The following is a 20,220-nucleotide window of genomic DNA, read 5'->3' as shown; positions in this document are numbered from 1 at the left end:
AAGTGTTACTTCGTGTTTGTAAGCCGCGCTAATCTTCACTCTGAATTCTTTGCAATGCGGCAACAAGCAATATCAAAGCAAGCAAAGACGCCTTGTTTTAGGGGTGAAATATTAAGCGCCGCTTCATTTAGTTTTGATCTACTGTTTTCTCGTTCTCTCATCTTTTCATCCTTTTCCATCCGTCATGCATTCACTTTATATCGTTGTCGACCATCTTCAGGATTGGGCTCCTTATTTTCCAAGTAGCGACCTGATTACGGTCGAAGATTATCTTTCGCTACAAAATAAAAAAATGCAGCATCGCGCGCAGGTGATCAATCTTTGCCGCGATTACGACTATTTGGGTACCGGGTACTATTGTTCTTTGCTGGCAGAAGCGAGAGGGCAGCGCGTTATTCCCTCCATTCGCAGTATCAACGATCTTGCCAATCATCATTATTACCGCTTGTACGATAATGATCTTGATAAATATCTGGGCAAGCATCTTGAAAAATGCGGTCAGGCTGAAGCCGAAGAACTGAAGATCAAAATTTTTTTCGGCAAGACTTGCTATCCGCCTTTGGAAAAAATGGCGCGCAGGCTTTTCAAGTTTTATCCGTGTCCTATCCTTGAGGTTGATTTTAAGCGCACATTGCGTTGGGAAATTACCGGTATTGATCCTGGGAATTTAGCTTCATTATCGGAAGATGAACAAAACCAATTTGCTTCGGCAATTGATGCCTTCAGCCGTAAAATCTGGCGTAAACCCAAGTCCCGCAAACGCTATCGTTTTGATATGGCAATCTTGTGTAATACCGAGGAAGAACTGCCTCCCAGTGACAGCAAAGCGATTAAAAACTTTATCAGGGTTGGCAATGAATTAGGCGTCGATATCGATATCATCAATAAACATGATTTCGCTAGATTGCCGGAATATGATGCTCTGTTTATTCGGGAAACCACAGCAATCAATCATTACACTTATCGTTTTGCCAAGCACGCGGAGAGTGAGGGACTTGTGGTCATGGATGATCCGGACTCCATTTTGAAATGCGCCAACAAGGTCTTTTTGGCCGATTTGTTCGCTACCCATAGTGTGGAGACTCCAAAAACGGAATTGCTGCTGCGTAACAAGGAGATGGATTTTGACGCGCTGGAGCAGATGTTCAGTTATCCCGTTGTGTTAAAAATTCCCCATGGCTCATTTTCACGCGGCGTAGTCAAAGCGCATAATCGTGCCGATTTGGTGCAACACTGTCAGGAATTGTTCAAAGAATCCGCCATCTTGCTGCTTCAGGAGTATGTCTTGACGGACTATGACTGGCGTATCGGTTTTCTCAATTATCGCCCGATTTACGCCTGCAAATATTTTATGGCGCGCGGACATTGGCAAATTTATAACCACAGCAGCGGCAAACTCCTGGAAAAAAGCGGCGGTTTTGCGACTATGGCGATTCACGAAGTCCCCAAGGAAGTCATTAAAACAGCGACCAAGGCAGTCAAGTTAATTGGTGATGGCCTTTACGGTGTAGATTTAAAGCAGGTAGGCGAACGAACTGTCATCATAGAAATCAATGATAATCCCAGTATCGACAGTGGTGTTGAAGACTTGTATCTGGGAGATGATTTATACCGCATTATTATGGAAGAATTTATCCGGCGAATGGAACGCAAACACAGCGCTTACCCTTGAGGAAATGCCATGTCTTTTGATTTTGATACCGCTTCATTTGGCCAAGACTTTTGGCAAGCCCGGGAAAAATTTTTAAGCGCGTGCAGTCTTTTACCCGGCCGTTTGACAGCCTTGCTCCATCCTCTGCATTCGGAGGAGCAGCCTCTGGCGACTGATTTGTTTTGGTTGGGTGACGACAAGGCTGAGAATGTTCTGGTTGTTATCAGCGCCACGCATGGCGTCGAAGGTTTTTGCGGATCGGCAGCCCAGGTTAACTGGTTAAGGCATGAAGTATTGCCTGACAAGGTGGCCGTGCTATTCATTCATGCCTTGAATCCTTTCGGTTTTGCTCACTTGCGCAGGGTCAATGAAGACAATATCGATCTCAATCGAAATTTTATTGATTTTAATCAAGTACCCGTCAACGAGGGTTATCAGGCGTTAGCTGATGTTCTGTTGCCCTCTGGTTGGGATGAAACTTCCATCTCTGATTGTGATCTGGCATTGGCTGAGTTCCGGAATAAACACGGTCAGCGCAAAACAGAGGAGGCCATAAGCGGAGGCCAGTATCAGTATCCGGGTGGTTTATTTTATGGCGGGATGGAACCTTCCTGGTCCAGACGCAATATTGAGCAATTGATACAGGATTATCAATTAATGGATCGGAAAAAAGTCGCCGTAGTGGATATTCACTCAGGCCTTGGGCCTTACGGTTACGGCGAGATCATTTGCGATCATCTGCCTGATACAGAGGGTGCGAAGCGGGCCAGACGCTGGTTTGGCGATAGCGTGACGGAACCTGCGCTGGGAACTTCGACATCGGTGCCAAAATCCGGTTTACTGGATTACGCTTGGCAGAAGGCGTTAGGCGATAAAGTGTGTTACGTCACGCTGGAATTCGGGACTTATGCGTTGGAAGAAATGTTTGAGGTGCTGAGAGAGGAAAATTACGTCTGGCAAAAAGAGGGGATAACAACGCGTCCATCGAACTCAATCAAAAGGGTTCAGCAGCGACTGCGAGGTTATTTTTATCCCGATAAAACCGATTGGAAAGAAATGGTGTTATTTCGAAGCAGCCAGGTTTTAGCCCAAGCCCTGCGAGGTTTGCAAGAACAGGACGGCTTCAGTGGCTGAGGCCCGTGTACCCCAATTGACTTTTCGTGATGCTGAAAAACGGGATATCAGCCAGCTGGTCAGCATAGAAAATCGGTGCTTTATTCTGGATAGATTGAGTCATCGGAGCTTTTTGCGGATGCTGGAAAAAGGGCACAGTGACATTATTATTGCCGAGTTTAATAACGTTGCAGTCGGTTATGCCTTGTTGCTTTATCGAAGAGGGGCATCGCTGGCGCGTTTATATTCTCTGGCGGTGTTGCCGGAATACCGTGGAGCCGGATTCGGTGCGGCATTGATCGAGCAAGCGGAACAGCGTGTCAGAGCTCATGATTGCGTTTACCTGCGTCTGGAAGTGCGGCCGGATAACCTGGGTGCGATCAAGTTATACACGCATTTAGGCTATCGCCAATTTGATGTCAAGCCCGATTATTACGAAGATCACAGTGAGGCGCTGTGTTTTGAAAAAAGGATCATTTATCCGCATCCGGTTACCCGTTTGCAAGTGCCTTTTTATTGCCAGACGACTGAATTCAGTTGCGGCCCGGCTTCATTGCTGATGGCTATGGCCGGACTCAATCGCGAAATTGCAATGACTCAAGCCGATGAATTGCAATTATGGCGCGAGTCAACGACCATTTTTATGACTTCCGGTCACGGTGGCTGCGGACCTCATGGTTTAGGTCTGGCTGCCTGGCGACGCGGGTTTGAAGTGGATATGTACCTGAGCCATGAGCAAGTCCTTTTCATCGACAGCGTGCGGAGTCAGGAAAAGCGGGATGTCATTAGTCTGGTCCAAAAGGATTTCCTGCGTCAGCTGAACGCAACCGATGTGCGTGTTCATTATTGTAATATCACGATGCAGATGCTCATCAACCATCTGGATGCTGGCCATATCCCTCTGATTCTGATCAGCACCTATCGGATTAATCGCAATAAAGCACCACATTGGGTCGTTTTGACCGCGCACGATCCGCATTTTATCTATTTGCACGACCCCTATGTTGATAATGAGCACCCTGCCAGCGAGTCTGACAATTGTTATGTGCCTGTTTCAAAAGCCGAGTTTGTCGCAATGGCCCGTTTTGGCCGGTCACAGCTCCGGGCTGCGGTTGTGATATCAAGGCGGACATTTGACAGTGCCGGTATCAGCAAGTCCTGACTCCGCCGCTTTAAATTCAACATAATCGCCCTCTGTAATTCGTTTAAACCGCTCAACAGGCCGGTTATAGAGATAAAACCAGGCTTCCAGGCTTTGGCCATTGGATCTGAAAACAGGCGTTTTTATACGCAGGTATTCATGCGGGATGGAAAAATGCTCCGTGCATTCTTCAAATTCATCGAGCTGGCCTAAAATGTTTGCGCAGCTAAGATCATCATCCATCCGGTAAATATCGCCCCAGACTTTATCGGTGCAGTCAGGGATGCTGATTGCACCCGGATAATCCCCAATGTCGAACAATTGGCCTTTGATAAAGGAGGTTTCAAGCCAGTCAGCCTGATGTTCGAGCCATTCCGCCATGGCATTTGGCATGCCTTTTCTCAAGCTGCCGTAGACAAACAGATAAGGGCACTTATCGATTGTCATACAATTTTTCGACGAGGTTTTTAAACCAGTTTGGTCGGCTGAGTAACACATATAACGCGATTAACGAAGTAAACGGTATGGGTCCTATATCGATGACGACTAAAAACAGGATGCATAAAAAGCACTTAATACGGGTTATTACGTGACTCATTTATTGCATATCAGGGTAGATTTTTATCATTTGCCATTATATGGGACTTTTTCATATTATTTTGCACCATAAAGTTGCAAACCGGATAAACAGTGGTAAGTTTTAAGTGTCGGGTTATTTGGTTTTATATTGATGGCTGTTAGCAAAGGCTTAAATCTTCTGGTTTGACTAGAGTTGACCCGGCAAACTTTTAAAATATAGTTACTTTGGTATTAATATTGCCTGAGATTATGTGAGTCCGTCAGTAACTGAATGTTTCTTAAGGGTTCGATTACAACGTTCTCATCGTGTTTACTTTTTACTCTTGATTTAAGGGGAACAACATGAAAACCGTAGCGGCTAAGATAAGCGTAAAGAATGATACTTCTCGCGCAAAATTTAATCTTGTCCTTTTGCAATTGGTATCGATAGCCGTTCTGGTGGCTATTAATCTTTCATAAATAGCATTAGTGAATAATGTCCCCCTAACTCGCCCGATTTGAATGAGGGTTTTAAGTAGCCAAGGATGGCCGAAGAGGTGCATCATTGCTCTAAATTATCGTAATTTTGGCGCCTAAGCCAGCTGTAAACCCGTTTTACAATCAATTTTTCATCATCTGGCGAATCGGTTTTTTCAAACTCCAGCCTGTCTTGTCGATAGCCCTTATTTTCTTTAGCCGCTAACCGCCTTTTGTTAGCTGTAATGATTATTTCAGGCCTGTCCAGTCCTCCATAGAGATCTAAAACCGGGACCTCAACTTTTTTGAGTAATTCTACCGTCTGGTATTCCGACTGAATCGTCTCGTCCATAACAGGCAAACTGATTGCCACAACCGCCTTGAATTGGTCTTTGAGTTGTGTTTCGCCATAGAGCGCCATTAAAGCGCCCAGGCCGTGACCTATTAATACGACGTTTTCAATCTTCTTGTTCTTCAGATATTCGTTTGCGGCCTTAAGCCTTGAAATGAGTTCAGGGAATAAGCTCAAATAATCAATTGTTTGAGCGCCTTTCTCGAGAACAGGTACCTGTAATGACAGTGTTGCCCATTGATGATGGGGGAGATTCGTTCTCAGTGAATGGATTAAGGCCTTTTGATCGGGATAGCTGTCTTTGTCATGAAGCAGAATCGCGGCGTATAGAGTGTCCGTTTGAGGCGTTTCGGTATAAATGGCCAGAAACTTTTTATTTTCGGCATTGAGCCGGATGACTTCCCCAAATTCGAGTTGTTTGCCAATGAAGCGAGCGTATTCAGCTTCTCTTTCAATATCCGTTGCAAAGGAATTTAACGGCAGTAAAAGGGCGCCCAAAAGCAGTAATTTTCCTCTCATTATTCACCCTGTTTTGGACCCGTTTTAGATTCTGCTGGTTGGGCTATTTTAAACGGCTATTGACGTTGTGTCATGCTTGCACACAAGGTCATGTGTTATCAAGGTTGGCGTTTTTATTATGTCTTTTTGTTCAAGAAATGTTAAATGCTCGTGTTTTTGATGAATGAGTCGGAAAAGTTTCGCCGCCCAAATTCCTTTCAGGCGGCATTTTCGTGGTTAATCAGATTTCTTCCATTTCAAAGTTTTCTTTCGATGCGCCGCAATCCAGGCATTCCCAGTCTTCAGGAATGTCTTCCCAAAGCGTTCCCGGCGCGATGCCATCTTCAGGCAGTCCTTCGGCTTCATCATAAATAAAACCACATAAAATGCATCGCCACTTTTTCATCTTTATTTCCTTGAAATTTAAAATTGTTTTTTAACATATCAATAGGGAATCACCCTTTTTAAGGATGAATTCCGCCAACGCTAAGGATAAATTTCGATAGTCGTTAGTTTGTAAAATCAATGGCATCCTGCCATGTTGTGCCGGCACTTACTGAATTTTAGAAAACGCGGCTTGAGCGCATTAAAAAGGGTGTCAGCTTATACTTCCGGAGAGTCCAAGATTTTAATCTATCAGCTTGCCGGAAAATCTCAAGTTGCCGGAATGCATTTTATTAAAAATTCCAAGCTGCGAGTAGCAACTCATACGGTATCAAATGATCTATCAATCGGACCTGATTCACAGGTGTGTTAACGACAAGGACGTCTTCAAGCGTCCTGATTAATCAAATGCTGGCGCCAATCCAACAAAAAACACTGAATAGTTACACTTTGTTATTAACTGAAAATGGCTATTCAGGACTATTCAGTGTTTCCGGACACACCCAAAATCACTCAAATGCTTTATCATTAAGCTTTTTTTAAACTTGGGTCTGATTTTTCCGGCTATTTACTCGGTACCAGCGCTGAGCTTTAAGCCGGTATTGATCAAGAACTCAATTCTTAAAACATCTATCACACAACATATAATGATAAATACGACAGATGAGCGTTTAGATAATCGCCGTTATTGGCTGATAGCGTTATTTGCCATAACACTTTTTTCCAGTGCTACGCTGATGTTTATTATGCAGCCTATGTATGGCAAATTGTTATTGCCTCTTCTTGGCGGCACTCCGGCTGTATGGAATACCTGTATGGTGTTCTATCAAACAATTTTGTTTCTCGGCTATCTGTATGCGCATTTAATATCGATAAAATTTAAAGCGCTTTGGCAGGTTCAGATTCATGCTGTGGTTATTTTGCTGAGCTTGGCCGCGTTGCCTTTGGGTTTGCCTGAAAATGCCTTGCCGCCCACGGACAGCAATCCTACATTCTGGTTACTGACCGTGCTGACAATGACGATTGGCCTACCTTTTTTTGTTGTGTCTACAACGGCCCCCTTATTGCAAAAGTGGTTTTCCGGGTTAGGTCACCATACCAGTCATGACCCTTATTATCTGTATGCTGCCAGTAATGCCGGAAGTCTCATCGCTTTATTGAGTTATCCTTTTTTGCTGGAGCCCAATGTTGGACTGGGCTACCAACAATTGGCCTGGAGTGCCGGGTACAGCGTACTCTGTTTGATGATCGTTATCAGTGCGGGCGTTGTCTGGACCGAACACAGTAAAGTGGAGCCGGACACTCAGCTTCCTAAAACTATCACTGATAAACCTGCGCTTTTGACCCAGGTGCACTGGCTGCTTCTGGCCCTGGTGCCTTCGAGTTTATTACTGGGATTGACCAATTTCATCAGCACCGATATCGCTTCAGCACCCTTGCTTTGGATCATTCCGCTGACGCTTTATTTACTGTCGTTTGTTATCGTTTTTTCCCGCTGGAACAGGCTTGTTCATCCGTTGATGGTCAAGTTGCAGCCGATGGTTTTATTGCCGTTTTTGGCTTATTCCTACATTAATCCGGCGGTTTTGCCTTACTGGCTGGATCTTTGTATCCACGCTCTGGCATTTTTTCTGGCGGTGATGGTGTGTCATGGCGAACTGGCCAATCGGAGGCCTGCAACGCAACATTTGACGCACTTTTATCTGATCATGTCATTTGCAGGCATGCTGGGCGGTATGTTCAATACGTTTGTTGCGCCTTTTGTATTTGATGCAGTGTATGAGTACCCCATCATGATTGTCGCCGCGTTGTTGCTGCGGCCAGGGCTGAATCTGGCATCCATGTCGGATAGCAGAGGCCTTCTCAAGCAAAGCCTGTTTCCTTTGCTGGTTTTATTTTCGGGCGTACTGATTTATTTTCTCGTCGATAATGTACTGATTTACCTTGATGCTTTGGGGGCTGGCCTAATCCTGCTGGCTGGATTGACTTATGCCTTCAGGCATCAGCCGCTCTCATTAGGTTTGTTGACCGGGACACTTATTTTCTTTACGGTCGGCCTTCATGCGATGGTGTCGAATACGATGTTCCAGGACCGCACTTTTTTCGGTGTGCTCTCGGTGCGAGAAAGCATGCTCATTGACGAGCAGGGTAATCCAGAGCGTTACAACGAGATTTTCCACGGTACAACCAAACACGGTGCGCAACGCCGTATCGCTCAGGAAGAATTGACGCCTTATACCTATTACAGCCGTCCAGGGCCGATGGGGCAGTTATTCAAAGAGTTTGATCAGGTGAATGAGAACTGGAATATCGGTTTAGTCGGTCTTGGTGCCGGTGCAATGATGTGCTATGCCAAAGATCGGCAACACTGGACACTTTACGAGATTGATCCTCTCGTCGTATCAATTGCCAATAATCCGGAGTATTTCACCTATTTATCCAAGTGCAGCCACAACGCCACAACGGTCATCGGTGATGCGCGTCAGTCGCTGGTGAGAGAGGATGCTGAAAAGTTTGATTTCTTGATCGTCGATGCGTTCAGTTCGGATTCAATCCCAACCCACCTTTTAACCCAGGAAGCTATCAAGCTTTATTTTTCCAAGCTTAAACCGCAGGGGATTCTTGCCTTTCACATCACCAATCGGCATTTGGCCCTTAAAAAAGTATTGGCCGATCATGCCAAGCAGTTGAATTACGCAGCGTTGATACAGGAATTCAAACCTCAGGACGAGCAGCCGCTGGTGGTTGCAACCGATTGGGTGGTGATGGCGAATAATGCTGAAATGCTTATGCCACTGGCTAACAGTCAACTGGGCAAATGGCAAAAAATGCCGCTTTATTTTGATATGAAACCCTGGACGGATGATTACACTTCAATAGTTAGTTTATGGAAATAGCGGCTTAGCAATAATAGAAAGCGAATTCGATACTGCTTTTTATTGAAATAAAACCTTTTAGAGAAAATTTATAAACTATGGCTAATATCCTCATCGTCTATTCATCCATTGATGGTCACACTCAAAAAATCTGCCAAAGACTGCAGCAAGTGATTGAACAGCGCTCCCATCAGGTTACCGTTGTTTCAGTCAATGAGGAGCCAGAACTGGACTTAAGCGTGTTCGACAAGATTGTTGTCGGCGGCAGCGTCCACTATGGCAAACACAGTCCGCTGATTGTTGATTTCATTAATAAAAACAGGCTCATTCTTGAAAGCAAACCGAACGCGTTTTTCTCGGTCAATCTGGTGGCCCGAAAGCCTGAAAAAAGCATACCAGGGAATAATCCGTACCTTCAGAAATTCCTTAAGCGGATAACCTGGAAACCTAAAGAACTGGCGGTTTTTGCCGGCAAGATTAATTATCCCGGTTACAGTTTTTTTGATCGTTTAATTATTCAGCTCATTATGTTGATTACCCATGGCCCCACCGATCCAAAGGCCGTTATCGAATTTACAGACTGGGAGCAAGTTGAGTCTTTTGGTCAGCGTATCAGCGAGATGGAATAAGTGCTGATATTATCGATAGGAGCGCGATTATTTTGCGTCCTTTTTTATTGAAAAATTAACATCAGATACATTTTTTGTCAGCGGCATAAATTTAAAAAACACCTCCTCAAAGGGATATTAAACGGTCAAATTTAAATAAGGTTCAGCTAATTCAATTATTTATTAACTTCGGTTGGTAAATGGCTGATTAAACGAATAAAATTAAACAAGATTTTTATAATTTTTGATGTAATTTTTATCGGTAAAGCGCTAGAATTGAACTATCATTCTTAAGCAAGTCTTAACGGTCTGGGTCCGTTTATCGGCAATTATGTTTGCTGATAAACCGGCATACTATTTATTCTGGACACCTCCGGATAACATCATGAAGCGACACAAACTTTATACCCCTCTTATAACTGTGATACTTGGTTTACTTAGCGCCTGTAGCAGCACGCCGCCAAAGCACGAAAAGCAAGCTGTTGCGTCCGTCAGGCCGCAGGTTAGTCACCATCAGGCGTATAGATCTCCTTCCCCGCATCTACCAGCCATGAAATCGCTGGGGGTATTTCCCAAACCCCCTGCACTTGAGCCAGCTGTAGATTTTTGGCGTAAAACGTATGGTGTATGGCGGCGATCAGAGGTTGCTTTTTATGACGACCGTGACATGGATGTTATTTATGAGGTGTTGGTTTTACCGGGGTCTGTTGGCGAGGGTTTGACCAATGAGCAAAAGGAAATAGTCAGCCGGCGCAAAGAATATTGGAAAAGCCAATTAACGGCTTTGGATTTTAAAGTCCGTGCTCGGGTGCCGCTCAATCCATTTGAAAAACAGTTGTACGCTAAGCTGCAGAATAGCCGTAATAAAGGCTTTATTTTAGCCGGGGCAAGTGAAAGGCTCCGCTCTCAGCGAGGGATCAAAGAAAGGTTTAAGCGTGGGTTGGAAATCAGTGGGCGTTATGATTCGCAGTTCAGGAAGATTTTCCGCGAATACAGCCTTCCGGAAGATTTTGCATTTTTGCCTCATGTGGAATCCTCTTTTCAAGCCTCAGCCAAATCTTCGGCAGGGGCTGTCGGTATGTGGCAGTTTACCCGTGGCGCAGCGGAAACATTTATGCCAGGCAACAACAAACCTGACCGGCGTCATGATCCAATTGCATCGGCCTACGGAGCGGCCCGTTATCTTCGCCATGCCTACAATAAACTGGGGGATTGGCCAACAGCCGTTACTTCCTATAACCACGGCATCAACGGGATGAAACGTGCGCAGAATCAGATAGGTAATGATTTTGCCCGTATTGTTCAGAGATATAACAGCCCCTTGTTCGGTTTTGATTCACGCAATTATTATGCTCAGTTTCTGGCGGCCAGAGATATTGCCAGTAATCCTATGGCCTATTTCCGGGAAGGGGTGAGCTACGAGCGGCCAATGGTAAGAGCTCAGTATCTGGCTGCAGAATAATCAAATCGATAGGCAATATTATAGGAGCGGGCCATGCCCGCGATTGGACCATCTGAGGTCGCGGGCATGGCCCGCTCCTGCAAAATACGCTTAACTTTACGGTATTGGCTATTTACCATCGGGTGACGCTTTTAATGTATCAAACGATAATTACACGGTCGTCAATAAAAACATTGGATTACCTGGCGGCCAAAAGGATAGTGTTATCCGCTCAAACTGCCGGGCTGCTTAACTCACTGATCAATTTTAGTCCCCGATCCAGTTCTTCCTCTGTTTGGTAAAAGTGGGCTGACAAACGGATGCCTTCTCCTCGCATTGCGCAGACTAGCCCATTCGCTTGTAAATGGTTGTAAACGAAAGAATTCTCCAGGGTTTTATGTTTAAAAACCACAATGCCGGATTTAAGCCGTGATGCTGCTTTTGAAAGTAATTTCAAATGAGGGTTTTCTTGAATCTTGACACTCAAATAATCAGCATTCTGGAGAACACGTTGTTCGACATTTATCATTCCGGTTTCCAGCAAAAGCGATAAGCTCGCCGATAATGCATGAATACCCAGCATATTGGGACTGCCGCATTCGAACCGACGCGCACCTGGGTGAATTTCCCAGGGTTTGTTTTCGTAGTTATGCGTATCTTTCATCATGTGCCAGCCGTATTGCGTCAATCGCAGTTGACTTCTTGCGGCGGGGGTTGAATAAAAAACCCCTAAGCCTTCAGGACCACATAACCATTTGTGGCCATCGGCCATAACAAAATCGGCTTGGCAGGACTGGACGTCGAATTGAACAGCTCCCAGGCTTTGAATGGCGTCTACGCAGAGCAAAATCCCCTTTTTTTTACAGAATTCGCCGATTTTATCCAGATCCATCCTGATGCCTGATGCAAATTGTACAGAGCTGATGGTCAATAATCGTGTCTGATTATCCACCAGGGCAAATAAGGCATCTTCAGGCGTCGTTGAAGACTTTAAATCCGCTTCTCGTAGCTCAATACCCTGATCTGTCAGCGATTGCCAGGGTATTCGATTGGATGGGAATTCTTCATTACTGGTGACGATATTCTGTCCAGTCCGCCAATCCAGCCCATAAGCGACGAATGAAAGCGCCTCAGAGGTGTTTTTTACCAGTGCGATATCTTCATCGGATGGCGCATTCAAGAGTTGTTTGAATTGACTGCGCAAATCAGCTTCCTTCTCCAGCCACTGACCGTAGAAGTGTGAGCCGTAAACACAGTTCTGGCGGGCGAAATCTATCACGGCCTGACTTGCGCGAAGTGGCCAAGGGCTTACGGCTGCATGATTCAGATAAATGAGCGTAGGTGACAGTGGAAATTCGGGATGCTGCATATATTTTACCGGTCTAATTGCTGATGGGGTTCTTCTAATTGCATTTTTATCATGACTGTGATGTAAATGGAGAAAAATCTGAGTGTGAAAAATTTACTCCCAATGCCATTCAAAACACGTTGAACTTTAAGATGAGGGGATTTACTGCATAAGGATGAGGTCATTAACGACTTGAGCAGATTCATTTGTGAGGACTTATGACTAATAAAAAAATAATTATTTGCTGTGATGGTACCTGGAATTCACCGAATCAGGCAGTACCAACCAATGTCTACAAATTAAAAAGGGCTCTTCTGCCTGTCGATTCGCACCAGGTAAGGCAGTTGGTTTTTTATGATCCCGGAGTTGGCGCCAATGGCGGATTGACGGATAAATACATCGGCGGGGCAACCGGCATGGGGATATCCGAAAACATTGAGGATTGCTATCGCTTTTTAACGGATAACTATCAAGAAGGTGATGAAATTTTCGGTTTCGGATTCAGTCGGGGAGCCTATACGATTCGTTCCTTTGCAGGCTTTGTCACCCGTTATGGCTTGCTTGCTGCTAAAGATTTCGATCAATTCAAGTTGATTTATGATTTGTACAAGACACCACCGGAAAAACGGTCAAGTCATAAAAACTATGCAAAAAGTGAAGCGTTAAAAGCTAAAACGGTTAAACCGCATTTTAAGTTTATCGGTGTCTGGGATACGGTGGGCGCCTTAGGAGCACCGACTCCTTTAATGGGTTGGATTAGCCGAAAATTGTGGGTAGGCTTTCATGATACCGAATTGCGTAACACCGATTATGCCTACCATGCTCTAGCGGCCGACGAGCGGCGAGAGCCTTTTCGCCCCAGCGTTTGGACTAAAGCGGATGAATGCAAGGAAATGAAGCAAGTCTGGTTTTCCGGTACACATTCCAATGTGGGAGGCGGCTATAAAGAGACGGGGCTGTCCGATACTGCTTTTTCATGGATGATCAAAAATGCTCAATTGCGGGGACTTGAATTTGATCAGTCCTATTTGTCTGACCCCAAAAATGTAAATGAAAATTTCCGTGGTCAGCTGGTTGATTCCTTCTCGCTCGCCTATAAAGTGTTTGGGCCTTATTTAAGGCCGATCGGGCAATTGCATGAGGATGTAAGCGTTGATCGTACCGGAGTCAACGAAATGCTTCATGAGAGCGTTGTTAATCGCAATGCCGACGCCCTGTTTACCTATAATCCTGAAAACATTGCTTATGGGTTGAAAAACCTGCCCGTGGAGCCTTACTGATGCAAGTCCTATCGATAGGCTCATTGGTTTTAGGGGGCTTGATCACTGTTTTAGCCGGTTGTGATCATCTGCAAACGAGCAAAACGATCATCCCTGAATCCTGGCAGCCTTCGCTGACAACGCTGCAGGAGTTTGTAGAGTCTTCATCGGTTCATCAAGCGGCAGTTAATCAACGTGAGTTAAACGATCAAAGCCAGTATCTTGCCGATATTCTCGATGCGCAGTTATTCATCGTTTATGTTCAACTGCTGCAGACACTGGACGGGCAAAATCGTGACGCACTTTTTGAGGAACAAAGGCGTTGGTTAACTGACCGTGAAGCCGGATCAAAAAGTGCGGTGATTTCTACAGGTGGCTCTCTGGCTACGCTGGAATACAATGGCGCTTTTATCAAGTTTACGCAGGATCGATTGGCAGAATTAAAAGGACGTTTTCATCCTGATACCTAGCATGGGGCTTGTTAAAAAGAGTTACTGAACACATCCTTCGATATGATCTGATCGAAGGGTAAGTGCCTGATCGGTTCTTGGTATGCCTGTCCAGCCATTTACGGGATCAGCTAAATAGCCCCTGCTAATCGGGCGCTCGTGCATTATTTTACTCAGGAGAACACTATGAACCTGACACCTCAGCAGAAAAAAACGTGCGAACAAATCATTAATGTTTTTGAAAGCGGCAGCCTTCAGGGAGATTACAGCGCTATTTCGATTTATCGGGACGGGCCGCACGGGATGAGGCAAGTGACCTATGGGCGCTCGCAGACAACTGAATACGGGAATCTGGAGACCCTGGTGCAAATGTACGTTGATCGAAACGGACTTTATAGCGGACAGTTAAAACCCTATATAGTAAAAATTGGCGTCGTTCCACTGGCAGATGACGCCGGGTTTAAAAAATGGTTGCGTGAAGCAGCAAAAAAGGATCCCATCATGCGTGAAGTGCAGGATGATTTTTTTGATCAGCGTTATTTTCAAAAAGCGATGAAATGGGCGTCCGGTCAAGGATTTACTTTGCCGCTGTCGGCGCTGGTTATCTATGACTCCTTTATACACAGTGGTTCCATTCTTGATTTTTTACGCAAACGCTTTCCCGAGTCTCCGCCCGTTAAAAACGGTAATGAAAAGGTTTGGATCAAACAATATGTTGATGCCCGTGAGGCGTGGCTATCGACGCACCCTAACAAAATATTACAGAAGACCGTTTACAGAACGCAGTGTTTCAAGCAAGAAATAGCCAAGGATAATTGGCAGTTATCCAAATTACCCATTATGGCCAACGGCATTGCGGTGACGGTTTAATGTCGTCGGATAAACCGGCAGCATCTGTTCCCCGGGTGGCGGCGCTATACCGCTATCCGGTAAAAGGCTTTACACCGGAGTCTTGTGAATCATTGACCGTGCTTGAAGAAGGCCGAATCGCCGGCGACCGTGTCTTGGGTATCCGCTTTGCCGATGCGGGTGGCGCGCAGGATGACTGGTGTAAAAAACAGGCTTTTCTAAGTTTGATGAATACTCCGGGTCTCGCGCGTTTAAGTTTAAAGTTTGATCATCAGCGCTTGCATTTGACGATGAGTCTGGGAGATAAACTGATGAGTGAGGCCGGGCTCGATAAAACCGGCAGACAGCGCATCGTTGAAATGATCACGCAATACGTGCTTGATCTTCATGAAAATCCGTTACAAAAAAACCCCGAAAGACTGCCGTTAAACCTCGTTGGCGACGGCATATCGCCGCGCTATCAGGACAGCTCTGCCGGGCGAGTGACTTTGCACGGACGTGAAAGTCTACTTGCAGTAGCGGGCATGCTGGATTCTTCTGAGCTAGACGAGAGACGGTTCCGGTCCAATATCGCGGTTGAAGGTCTTAATCCCTGGGAAGAACAGGGCTGGATTGGTAAAGTGGTATCTATTGGTGAGGTTCGCTTTCGCGGCTTCGCTGCCAAGGAAAGGTGTCTGGCTACCCATGCCAATCCTGAAACCGGAGCGCGGGATTTGCCCGTGTTAAAAGCCTTGCTTAACAGCTATGATACTAAAAAGCCGGTCTTTGCTATTTCGTTAATGCCTGAAAACAGCGGAATTATCCGTATTGGTGATCCTGTTCTTTGTTCTGATGTATGCGCTTAAATGAAACCCATGCAACCCGCAATTCCAAGTTTGATGATTAAAAAAGGGGAGATGTAAGCTTCGGCAGCAGGAATGCTGACGTCAGGCCCCCATGGATGGGTTTACGGCGTTCCTAGCAAGGTTTACACCCACCCTCAAAGCTACAAAAAAGTAATTATTTAGCGTAGGTTGGGCTGCATGCTTTTCGCAACCCAACAATTAACTCCGCTGAATAGTTACCATAAAAATTCAAACGGGGAATTGCAGCCAGGCAACAGGAGGTTTGTCGCTGTTTCTTAATTGCGTCATAATTTCCCGATAAACTGATAGTTTGAATCCGCTTTTAGCCACAATGGCTCAGTGATTCAGCCTGAAAACTCCCCTCCCAAAAAAATAGCAGAGATAAATTCAATATGGTTAACAACGTAACTTTGACTCAATTCATTATAGAGCAGCAACGCGAATATCCCGGCGTATCCGGGGCGTTTACCTTGTTACTTAATGATATTGCGACCGCCTGCAAGCAAATCTCGCACAGAGTCAACAGGGGCAATTTGATCGGTGTGCTGGGCAGTGCCGACTCGGAGAATGTGCAAGGAGAAGTTCAGAAGAAACTGGACATTATCACCAACGAAATCATGATCAATTCACTCAACTGGACCGGTCATTTGGCCGGTATGGTTTCGGAAGAAGTCGACGATATCATCACTATTCCTAGCCATTACCCTAAAGGCAAGTATCTGGCCTTATTCGACCCCTTGGATGGCTCATCCAACATTGATGTGAATTTGACGGTGGGAACCATCTTCTCTATTTTACGTTGTAGGGAAGGTGTGGATCCGGCGCTGGAAGATTTTTTGCGTGTGGGTTCGGAGCAAGTCTGTGCCGGTTTTGTCTTATACGGGCCATCGACAATGATGATTCTGACCACAGGACACGGTGTCAACGGCTTTACCCTTGATCAGGATATCGGAGAATTTATCCTGACGCATCCTGCAATTAAAATTCCGGAGGAAACCCACGAATTTGCGATTAATATGTCTAACCAGCGCTTTTGGGAAGCGCCGGTAAAACGCTATATTGAAGAGTGTCTGCAAGGTCACGAGGGGCCAAGAGGCAAGGATTTCAATATGCGCTGGATTGCGTCCATGGTGTCAGAGGTTTATCGCATTCTGACGCGCGGCGGCATCTTTATGTATCCTTATGATTTGAGAGATCCTTCCAAGCCGGGACGTTTGCGTTTGATGTATGAAGCCAATCCCATGGCCTATATCATTGAGCAAGCCGGAGGCGTATGTTCAAACGGCCGGGAACGGATTCTTGATATCAAACCTCAAGGCTTGCACCAGCGGGTGCCGGTCATTTTAGGTTCCAAAAATGAAGTGGAGCGGCTGATCAGCTATTATCAGGAGTCGGATAAATCAGCTCCAGGTTCTTAGGGTTTCTTCGGAATCAACTTCGCGATTTACCAACCTATCTCTCGTGTGTGGACAAATTCATACGCCCTGCAATTGAATTTGGCATTTCCAATCGGACCCTAAAAAGTGCTTGATTTGCCAAGATGTCACCTTAAATTGAATAGGGATAAATTTTGTTTTAAGCCTTGGATAATGGAATCCAGCAAATGAATCACCCCGCACACAATAAACTCGTTTCCTTTATTTGGTCGATCGCCGACGATTGCTTGCGCGATATCTATGTCCGCGGCAAATACCGCGATGTCATCCTGCCGATGGTGGTCTTGCGTCGTCTGGATGCACTATTGGAACCCAGCAAAGCCAAAGTTTTAGAAGAATTGGCTTTCCAGCAAAACGACATGGGACTGACCGAGCTTGACGATAACGGTTTGCGAGACGCTTCAGGCTATGTGTTTTACAACACCAGTAAATGGACGCTCACGCAATTACTAAAAACCGCTACCAACAATCAGCAAATTCTGTTGGCGAATGTCGAAGAATACCTTAACGGCTACAGCGCTAACGTCAAGGAGATCATCGACAAGTTCAATCTCAAAACCCAGGTTCGCCATATGGCCAGCAAGGACGTTTTGCTTGGCGTCCTGGAAAAATTTACCTCGCCCTACATCAATCTCACGCCCTATGACAAGGAAGACCCGGACGGCAATCGCCAGCCCGCCTTAACCAATCTGGGCATGGGCTATGTCTTTGAAGAGCTGATCCGCAAGTTCAACGAAGAAAATAACGAAGAGGCCGGTGAACATTTCACGCCTCGTGATGTAATCGAATTAATGACCCATTTAGTCTTCGATCCCGTGAAAGATCAATTGCCGCCGGTCATGACCATTTACGACTCGGCCTGCGGTTCCGGTGGCATGCTCACCGAGTCGCAAAACTTCATCAAAGATGAGGAAGGCGCGATTCGCGCAACCGGCGATGTGTATTTGTACGGCAAGGAAATCAACGACGAAACTTACGCCATTTGTAAATCCGACATGATGATCAAGGGCAATAACCCGGCCAACATTCGCGTCGGCTCCACCCTGTCTGTGGATGAATTTGCCGGTATCTGCTTTGATTTCATGCTCTCCAATCCGCCCTATGGCAAAAGCTGGGCCAGCGAGCAGAAATACATCAAAGACGGTGGCGACGTGATCGACCCCCGGTTTCGGGTGATACTAAACGATTACTGGGGTAATCCGGAAACGCTGGATGCCACACCACGTTCCAGTGACGGTCAATTGCTGTTTCTGATGGAAATGGTCAGTAAAATGAAACCGTTGGAAAAAAACAGTGCGGGTTCAAAAATAGGCGGCTCGCGCATCGCTTCCGTGCATAACGGTTCCAGCCTGTTCACAGGTGATGCAGGCAGCGGAGAAAGTAATATTCGTCGCCACATCATCGAAAACGACTTGCTGGAAGCCATTATCCAGCTACCCAACAACCTGTTTTACAACACCGGCATCACGACTTATATCTGGTTGTTGTCCAACCATAAGGCGCCCGAACGTAAAGGTAAGGTGCAGTTGATCGATGCCAGTCAGCTTTACCGTAAACTGCGCAAAAATCTAGGCAATAAAAATTGCGAATTCGCGCCGGAACATATCCAGACCATCGTCGATACCTATTTAAGCTTGGCCGCTCAAGAGCGGCAAAACGATGATGCGGGTATCGCCGCTCAGGCGTTTGACAACAGCGATTTTGGCTACTACAAGGTCAATATCGAACGGCCCGATCGCCGCAATGCACAATTCAGCCTGGAGCGCATTGAAACTTTACGTTTCGACAAGGCATTGAGTCAGCCGATGCAGTGGATTTATCAGCAATGGTGCGATGCCGTCTATAAACCCGGCTGCTTGAACCAACACGAAAAAGCCATTCTGGCCTGGTGCGAAGGCAATGAACTAAGCCTCAACGCCAAAAATCGGGCAAAATTGCTAAATCTGGATACTTGGTTGAAACAGCAAAACCTGATGAAAACAGCGCAAACTTTGATGGCGGCGATCGGTACCGACGTATCCAGCGATTTCAACCAATTCAAGGCCTCCGTCGACGCCATACTCAAGGCGCAAAACCTAAAACTCAGCGCCAGCGACAAAAACGCCATCCTCAATGCCGTCAGTTGGTACGACAGAATCGCCGAAAAAGTCATCGCGCAAAAACTCAAGCTCAGCCGCGACAAGCTTGATGCTTTAATGCACCACCTGGATTGCAGCGAACAAGAGTTGCCGGATTTTGGCTATTACTCAACCGATAAAAAAGGTGAATTTCTCACCTACGAAACCAACGCCGACCTGCGTGACAACGAATCGGTGCCACTGAATGACAGCATTCACCGCTATTTTTTGGCGGAAGTTAAACCACATGTCGAAGAAGCCTGGATTAACCTCGACTCTACTAAAATCGGTTATGAAATCAGCTTCAATAAATATTTCTACCGGCATAAGCCGCTACGCAGCATGAACGCAGTAGCGACAGACATTATCGCTTTGGAAAAACAGGCCGAAGGCTTGATTGCCGATATTCTGGGTATTGACGTAAATCGGCTATGATTCGGCTTTACCAACGTATAGACGATAAAACAAATAAGATACACATTGTGTATCTTATCGGCTAAGATTAAAGTAATTAAACTTCATTAAAGGATGTTGCCATGGCTATTCAATCCACCATCGCCGACCCTCAAACCCATGCCGTTAATTTGCGGATTCGCACCGAGATTCGCGCCTTGATTGACCAAGCCGCCAAAGCTCAGGGCAAAACCCGCTCGGAATTCATGATTGATGCCGCCCGCCGCGCAGCCGAAGAATCCCTGCTGGATCAAACGCTGGTGCGGGTCGATCAACAAACCTACGACCACTTTCTGGAAGTACTGGATCAACCGCCCAGCGGTGAAGGGTTTGAGCGCCTGATGGCTGCCCCAAAACCCTGGTAA

General features: G+C 45.9%; 17 protein-coding genes. 13 read left to right on the top strand and 4 right to left on the bottom strand.

Annotated elements, in window-relative coordinates:
* Positions 1-184 precede the first annotated feature (184 nt).
* From GO003_RS22230 to GO003_RS22220, 3 genes are read left to right on the top strand one after another with little or no spacing between them, the layout of a single operon-like run.
* Positions 185-1,672, top strand: coding sequence for a RimK family protein (locus GO003_RS22230; protein WP_231089148.1), 1,488 nt, complete (start codon positions 185-187; stop codon positions 1,670-1,672).
* Positions 1,673-1,681: 9 nt separating this feature from the next.
* Positions 1,682-2,785 (top strand): M14 family metallopeptidase, encoded by a 1,104-nt coding sequence (locus GO003_RS22225; RefSeq protein ID WP_159659020.1) that lies wholly within the window; start codon positions 1,682-1,684, stop codon positions 2,783-2,785.
* Entirely contained in the window at positions 2,778-3,926 is a 1,149-nt protein-coding gene (locus tag GO003_RS22220) for a GNAT family N-acetyltransferase/peptidase C39 family protein (RefSeq protein ID WP_159659021.1), read from the top strand. The genes GO003_RS22225 and GO003_RS22220 overlap by 8 nt, the downstream gene beginning before the upstream one ends.
* On the opposite strand, the gene GO003_RS22215 is transcribed toward GO003_RS22220, so the two are convergent.
* From GO003_RS22215 to GO003_RS22205, 3 genes are all read right to left on the bottom strand, one after another.
* Positions 3,885-4,352, bottom strand: a complete 468-nt coding sequence (locus GO003_RS22215; protein WP_159659022.1) for a gamma-glutamylcyclotransferase family protein — start codon at positions 4,350-4,352, stop codon at positions 3,885-3,887. The two genes, GO003_RS22220 and GO003_RS22215, sit on opposite strands and share 42 nt — an antisense overlap.
* Positions 4,353-5,025: 673 nt before the next feature.
* Positions 5,026-5,811, bottom strand: a complete 786-nt coding sequence (locus GO003_RS22210) for a DUF3530 family protein (protein WP_159659023.1) — start codon at positions 5,809-5,811, stop codon at positions 5,026-5,028.
* Between the two features lie 220 nt (positions 5,812-6,031).
* Positions 6,032-6,196, bottom strand: coding sequence for a rubredoxin (locus GO003_RS22205; RefSeq protein WP_159659024.1), 165 nt, complete (start codon positions 6,194-6,196; stop codon positions 6,032-6,034).
* A 625-nt stretch (positions 6,197-6,821) separates the two neighbouring features.
* Between GO003_RS22205 and GO003_RS22200 the strand changes: the two genes are divergently transcribed.
* The 3 genes from GO003_RS22200 to GO003_RS22190 all read left to right on the top strand — a co-directional run bounded on the left by GO003_RS22200 (position 6,822) and on the right by GO003_RS22190 (position 11,120).
* Positions 6,822-9,071 carry a spermidine synthase gene (locus GO003_RS22200; RefSeq protein WP_159659025.1) on the top strand — a complete coding sequence of 750 codons (2,250 nt, stop codon included), beginning with the start codon at positions 6,822-6,824 and terminating at the stop codon, positions 9,069-9,071.
* 77 nt (positions 9,072-9,148) lie between these two features.
* A complete protein-coding gene (gene hemG / locus GO003_RS22195) occupies positions 9,149-9,679 on the top strand; it encodes a menaquinone-dependent protoporphyrinogen IX dehydrogenase (protein WP_159659026.1) in 531 nt (176 codons plus the stop codon).
* 364 nt (positions 9,680-10,043) lie between these two features.
* A complete protein-coding gene (locus GO003_RS22190; RefSeq protein WP_159659027.1) occupies positions 10,044-11,120 on the top strand; it encodes a lytic transglycosylase domain-containing protein in 1,077 nt (358 codons plus the stop codon).
* 211 nt (positions 11,121-11,331) lie between these two features.
* On the opposite strand, the gene GO003_RS22185 is transcribed toward GO003_RS22190, so the two are convergent.
* On the bottom strand, positions 11,332-12,468 hold the full coding sequence (locus tag GO003_RS22185) for an aminotransferase class V-fold PLP-dependent enzyme (RefSeq protein WP_159659028.1): 1,137 nt from the start codon (positions 12,466-12,468) through the stop codon (positions 11,332-11,334).
* 197 nt (positions 12,469-12,665) lie between these two features.
* On the opposite strand from GO003_RS22185, the gene GO003_RS22180 reads away from it, so the two are divergent.
* From GO003_RS22180 to GO003_RS22150, 7 genes are all read left to right on the top strand, one after another.
* Entirely contained in the window at positions 12,666-13,727 is a 1,062-nt protein-coding gene (locus GO003_RS22180; RefSeq protein WP_159659029.1) for a DUF2235 domain-containing protein, read from the top strand.
* Positions 13,727-14,176 carry a lysozyme inhibitor LprI family protein gene (locus GO003_RS22175; RefSeq protein WP_159659030.1) on the top strand — a complete coding sequence of 150 codons (450 nt, stop codon included), beginning with the start codon at positions 13,727-13,729 and terminating at the stop codon, positions 14,174-14,176. Before GO003_RS22180 ends, GO003_RS22175 begins: the two co-directional genes overlap by 1 nt.
* 165 nt (positions 14,177-14,341) lie before the next feature.
* Positions 14,342-15,025 (top strand): chitosanase, encoded by a 684-nt coding sequence (locus tag GO003_RS22170; protein ID WP_159659031.1) that lies wholly within the window; start codon positions 14,342-14,344, stop codon positions 15,023-15,025.
* Positions 15,025-15,849, top strand: coding sequence for an MOSC domain-containing protein (locus tag GO003_RS22165; protein WP_159659032.1), 825 nt, complete (start codon positions 15,025-15,027; stop codon positions 15,847-15,849). The genes GO003_RS22170 and GO003_RS22165 overlap by 1 nt, the downstream gene beginning before the upstream one ends.
* 392 nt (positions 15,850-16,241) lie before the next feature.
* The gene (locus tag GO003_RS22160) at positions 16,242-17,267 is read left to right on the top strand and encodes a class 1 fructose-bisphosphatase (protein WP_159659033.1); all 1,026 of its coding nucleotides are present in this window, start codon (positions 16,242-16,244) and stop codon (positions 17,265-17,267) included.
* Between the two features lie 185 nt (positions 17,268-17,452).
* The gene (locus tag GO003_RS22155; RefSeq protein ID WP_159659034.1) at positions 17,453-19,837 is read left to right on the top strand and encodes a type I restriction-modification system subunit M; all 2,385 of its coding nucleotides are present in this window, start codon (positions 17,453-17,455) and stop codon (positions 19,835-19,837) included.
* A gap of 101 nt (positions 19,838-19,938) precedes the next feature.
* Positions 19,939-20,220 (top strand): type II toxin-antitoxin system TacA family antitoxin, encoded by a 282-nt coding sequence (locus tag GO003_RS22150; protein ID WP_159659035.1) that lies wholly within the window; start codon positions 19,939-19,941, stop codon positions 20,218-20,220.

It is taken from the genome of Methylicorpusculum oleiharenae (assembly GCF_009828925.2).
GTDB classification, from domain to species: domain Bacteria; phylum Pseudomonadota; class Gammaproteobacteria; order Methylococcales; family Methylomonadaceae; genus Methylicorpusculum; species Methylicorpusculum oleiharenae.
Note: the sequence above shows the minus strand (reverse complement) of the source record. Positions and strands in the feature narration are given on the sequence as shown.

What these genes read in the sequence shown, in the direction of transcription:
- GO003_RS22175 (WP_159659030.1), top strand. Translation starts at nt 13,727, where the DNA reads ATGCAAGTCCTATCGATAGGCTCATTGGTTTTAGGGGGCTTGATCACT.
- GO003_RS22225 (WP_159659020.1), top strand. Translation starts at nt 1,682, where the DNA reads ATGTCTTTTGATTTTGATACCGCTTCATTTGGCCAAGACTTTTGGCAA.
- GO003_RS22150 (WP_159659035.1), top strand. Translation starts at nt 19,939, where the DNA reads ATGGCTATTCAATCCACCATCGCCGACCCTCAAACCCATGCCGTTAAT.
- GO003_RS22200 (WP_159659025.1), top strand. Translation starts at nt 6,822, where the DNA reads ATGATAAATACGACAGATGAGCGTTTAGATAATCGCCGTTATTGGCTG.
- GO003_RS22165 (WP_159659032.1), top strand. Translation starts at nt 15,025, where the DNA reads ATGTCGTCGGATAAACCGGCAGCATCTGTTCCCCGGGTGGCGGCGCTA.
- GO003_RS22205 (WP_159659024.1), bottom strand. Translation starts at nt 6,196, where the DNA reads ATGAAAAAGTGGCGATGCATTTTATGTGGTTTTATTTATGATGAAGCC.
- GO003_RS22190 (WP_159659027.1), top strand. Translation starts at nt 10,044, where the DNA reads ATGAAGCGACACAAACTTTATACCCCTCTTATAACTGTGATACTTGGT.
- GO003_RS22215 (WP_159659022.1), bottom strand. Translation starts at nt 4,352, where the DNA reads ATGACAATCGATAAGTGCCCTTATCTGTTTGTCTACGGCAGCTTGAGA.
- GO003_RS22185 (WP_159659028.1), bottom strand. Translation starts at nt 12,468, where the DNA reads ATGCAGCATCCCGAATTTCCACTGTCACCTACGCTCATTTATCTGAAT.
- hemG (WP_159659026.1), top strand. Translation starts at nt 9,149, where the DNA reads ATGGCTAATATCCTCATCGTCTATTCATCCATTGATGGTCACACTCAA.
- GO003_RS22230 (WP_231089148.1), top strand. Translation starts at nt 185, where the DNA reads ATGCATTCACTTTATATCGTTGTCGACCATCTTCAGGATTGGGCTCCT.
- GO003_RS22180 (WP_159659029.1), top strand. Translation starts at nt 12,666, where the DNA reads ATGACTAATAAAAAAATAATTATTTGCTGTGATGGTACCTGGAATTCA.
- GO003_RS22160 (WP_159659033.1), top strand. Translation starts at nt 16,242, where the DNA reads ATGGTTAACAACGTAACTTTGACTCAATTCATTATAGAGCAGCAACGC.
- GO003_RS22210 (WP_159659023.1), bottom strand. Translation starts at nt 5,811, where the DNA reads ATGAGAGGAAAATTACTGCTTTTGGGCGCCCTTTTACTGCCGTTAAAT.
- GO003_RS22155 (WP_159659034.1), top strand. Translation starts at nt 17,453, where the DNA reads ATGAATCACCCCGCACACAATAAACTCGTTTCCTTTATTTGGTCGATC.
- GO003_RS22170 (WP_159659031.1), top strand. Translation starts at nt 14,342, where the DNA reads ATGAACCTGACACCTCAGCAGAAAAAAACGTGCGAACAAATCATTAAT.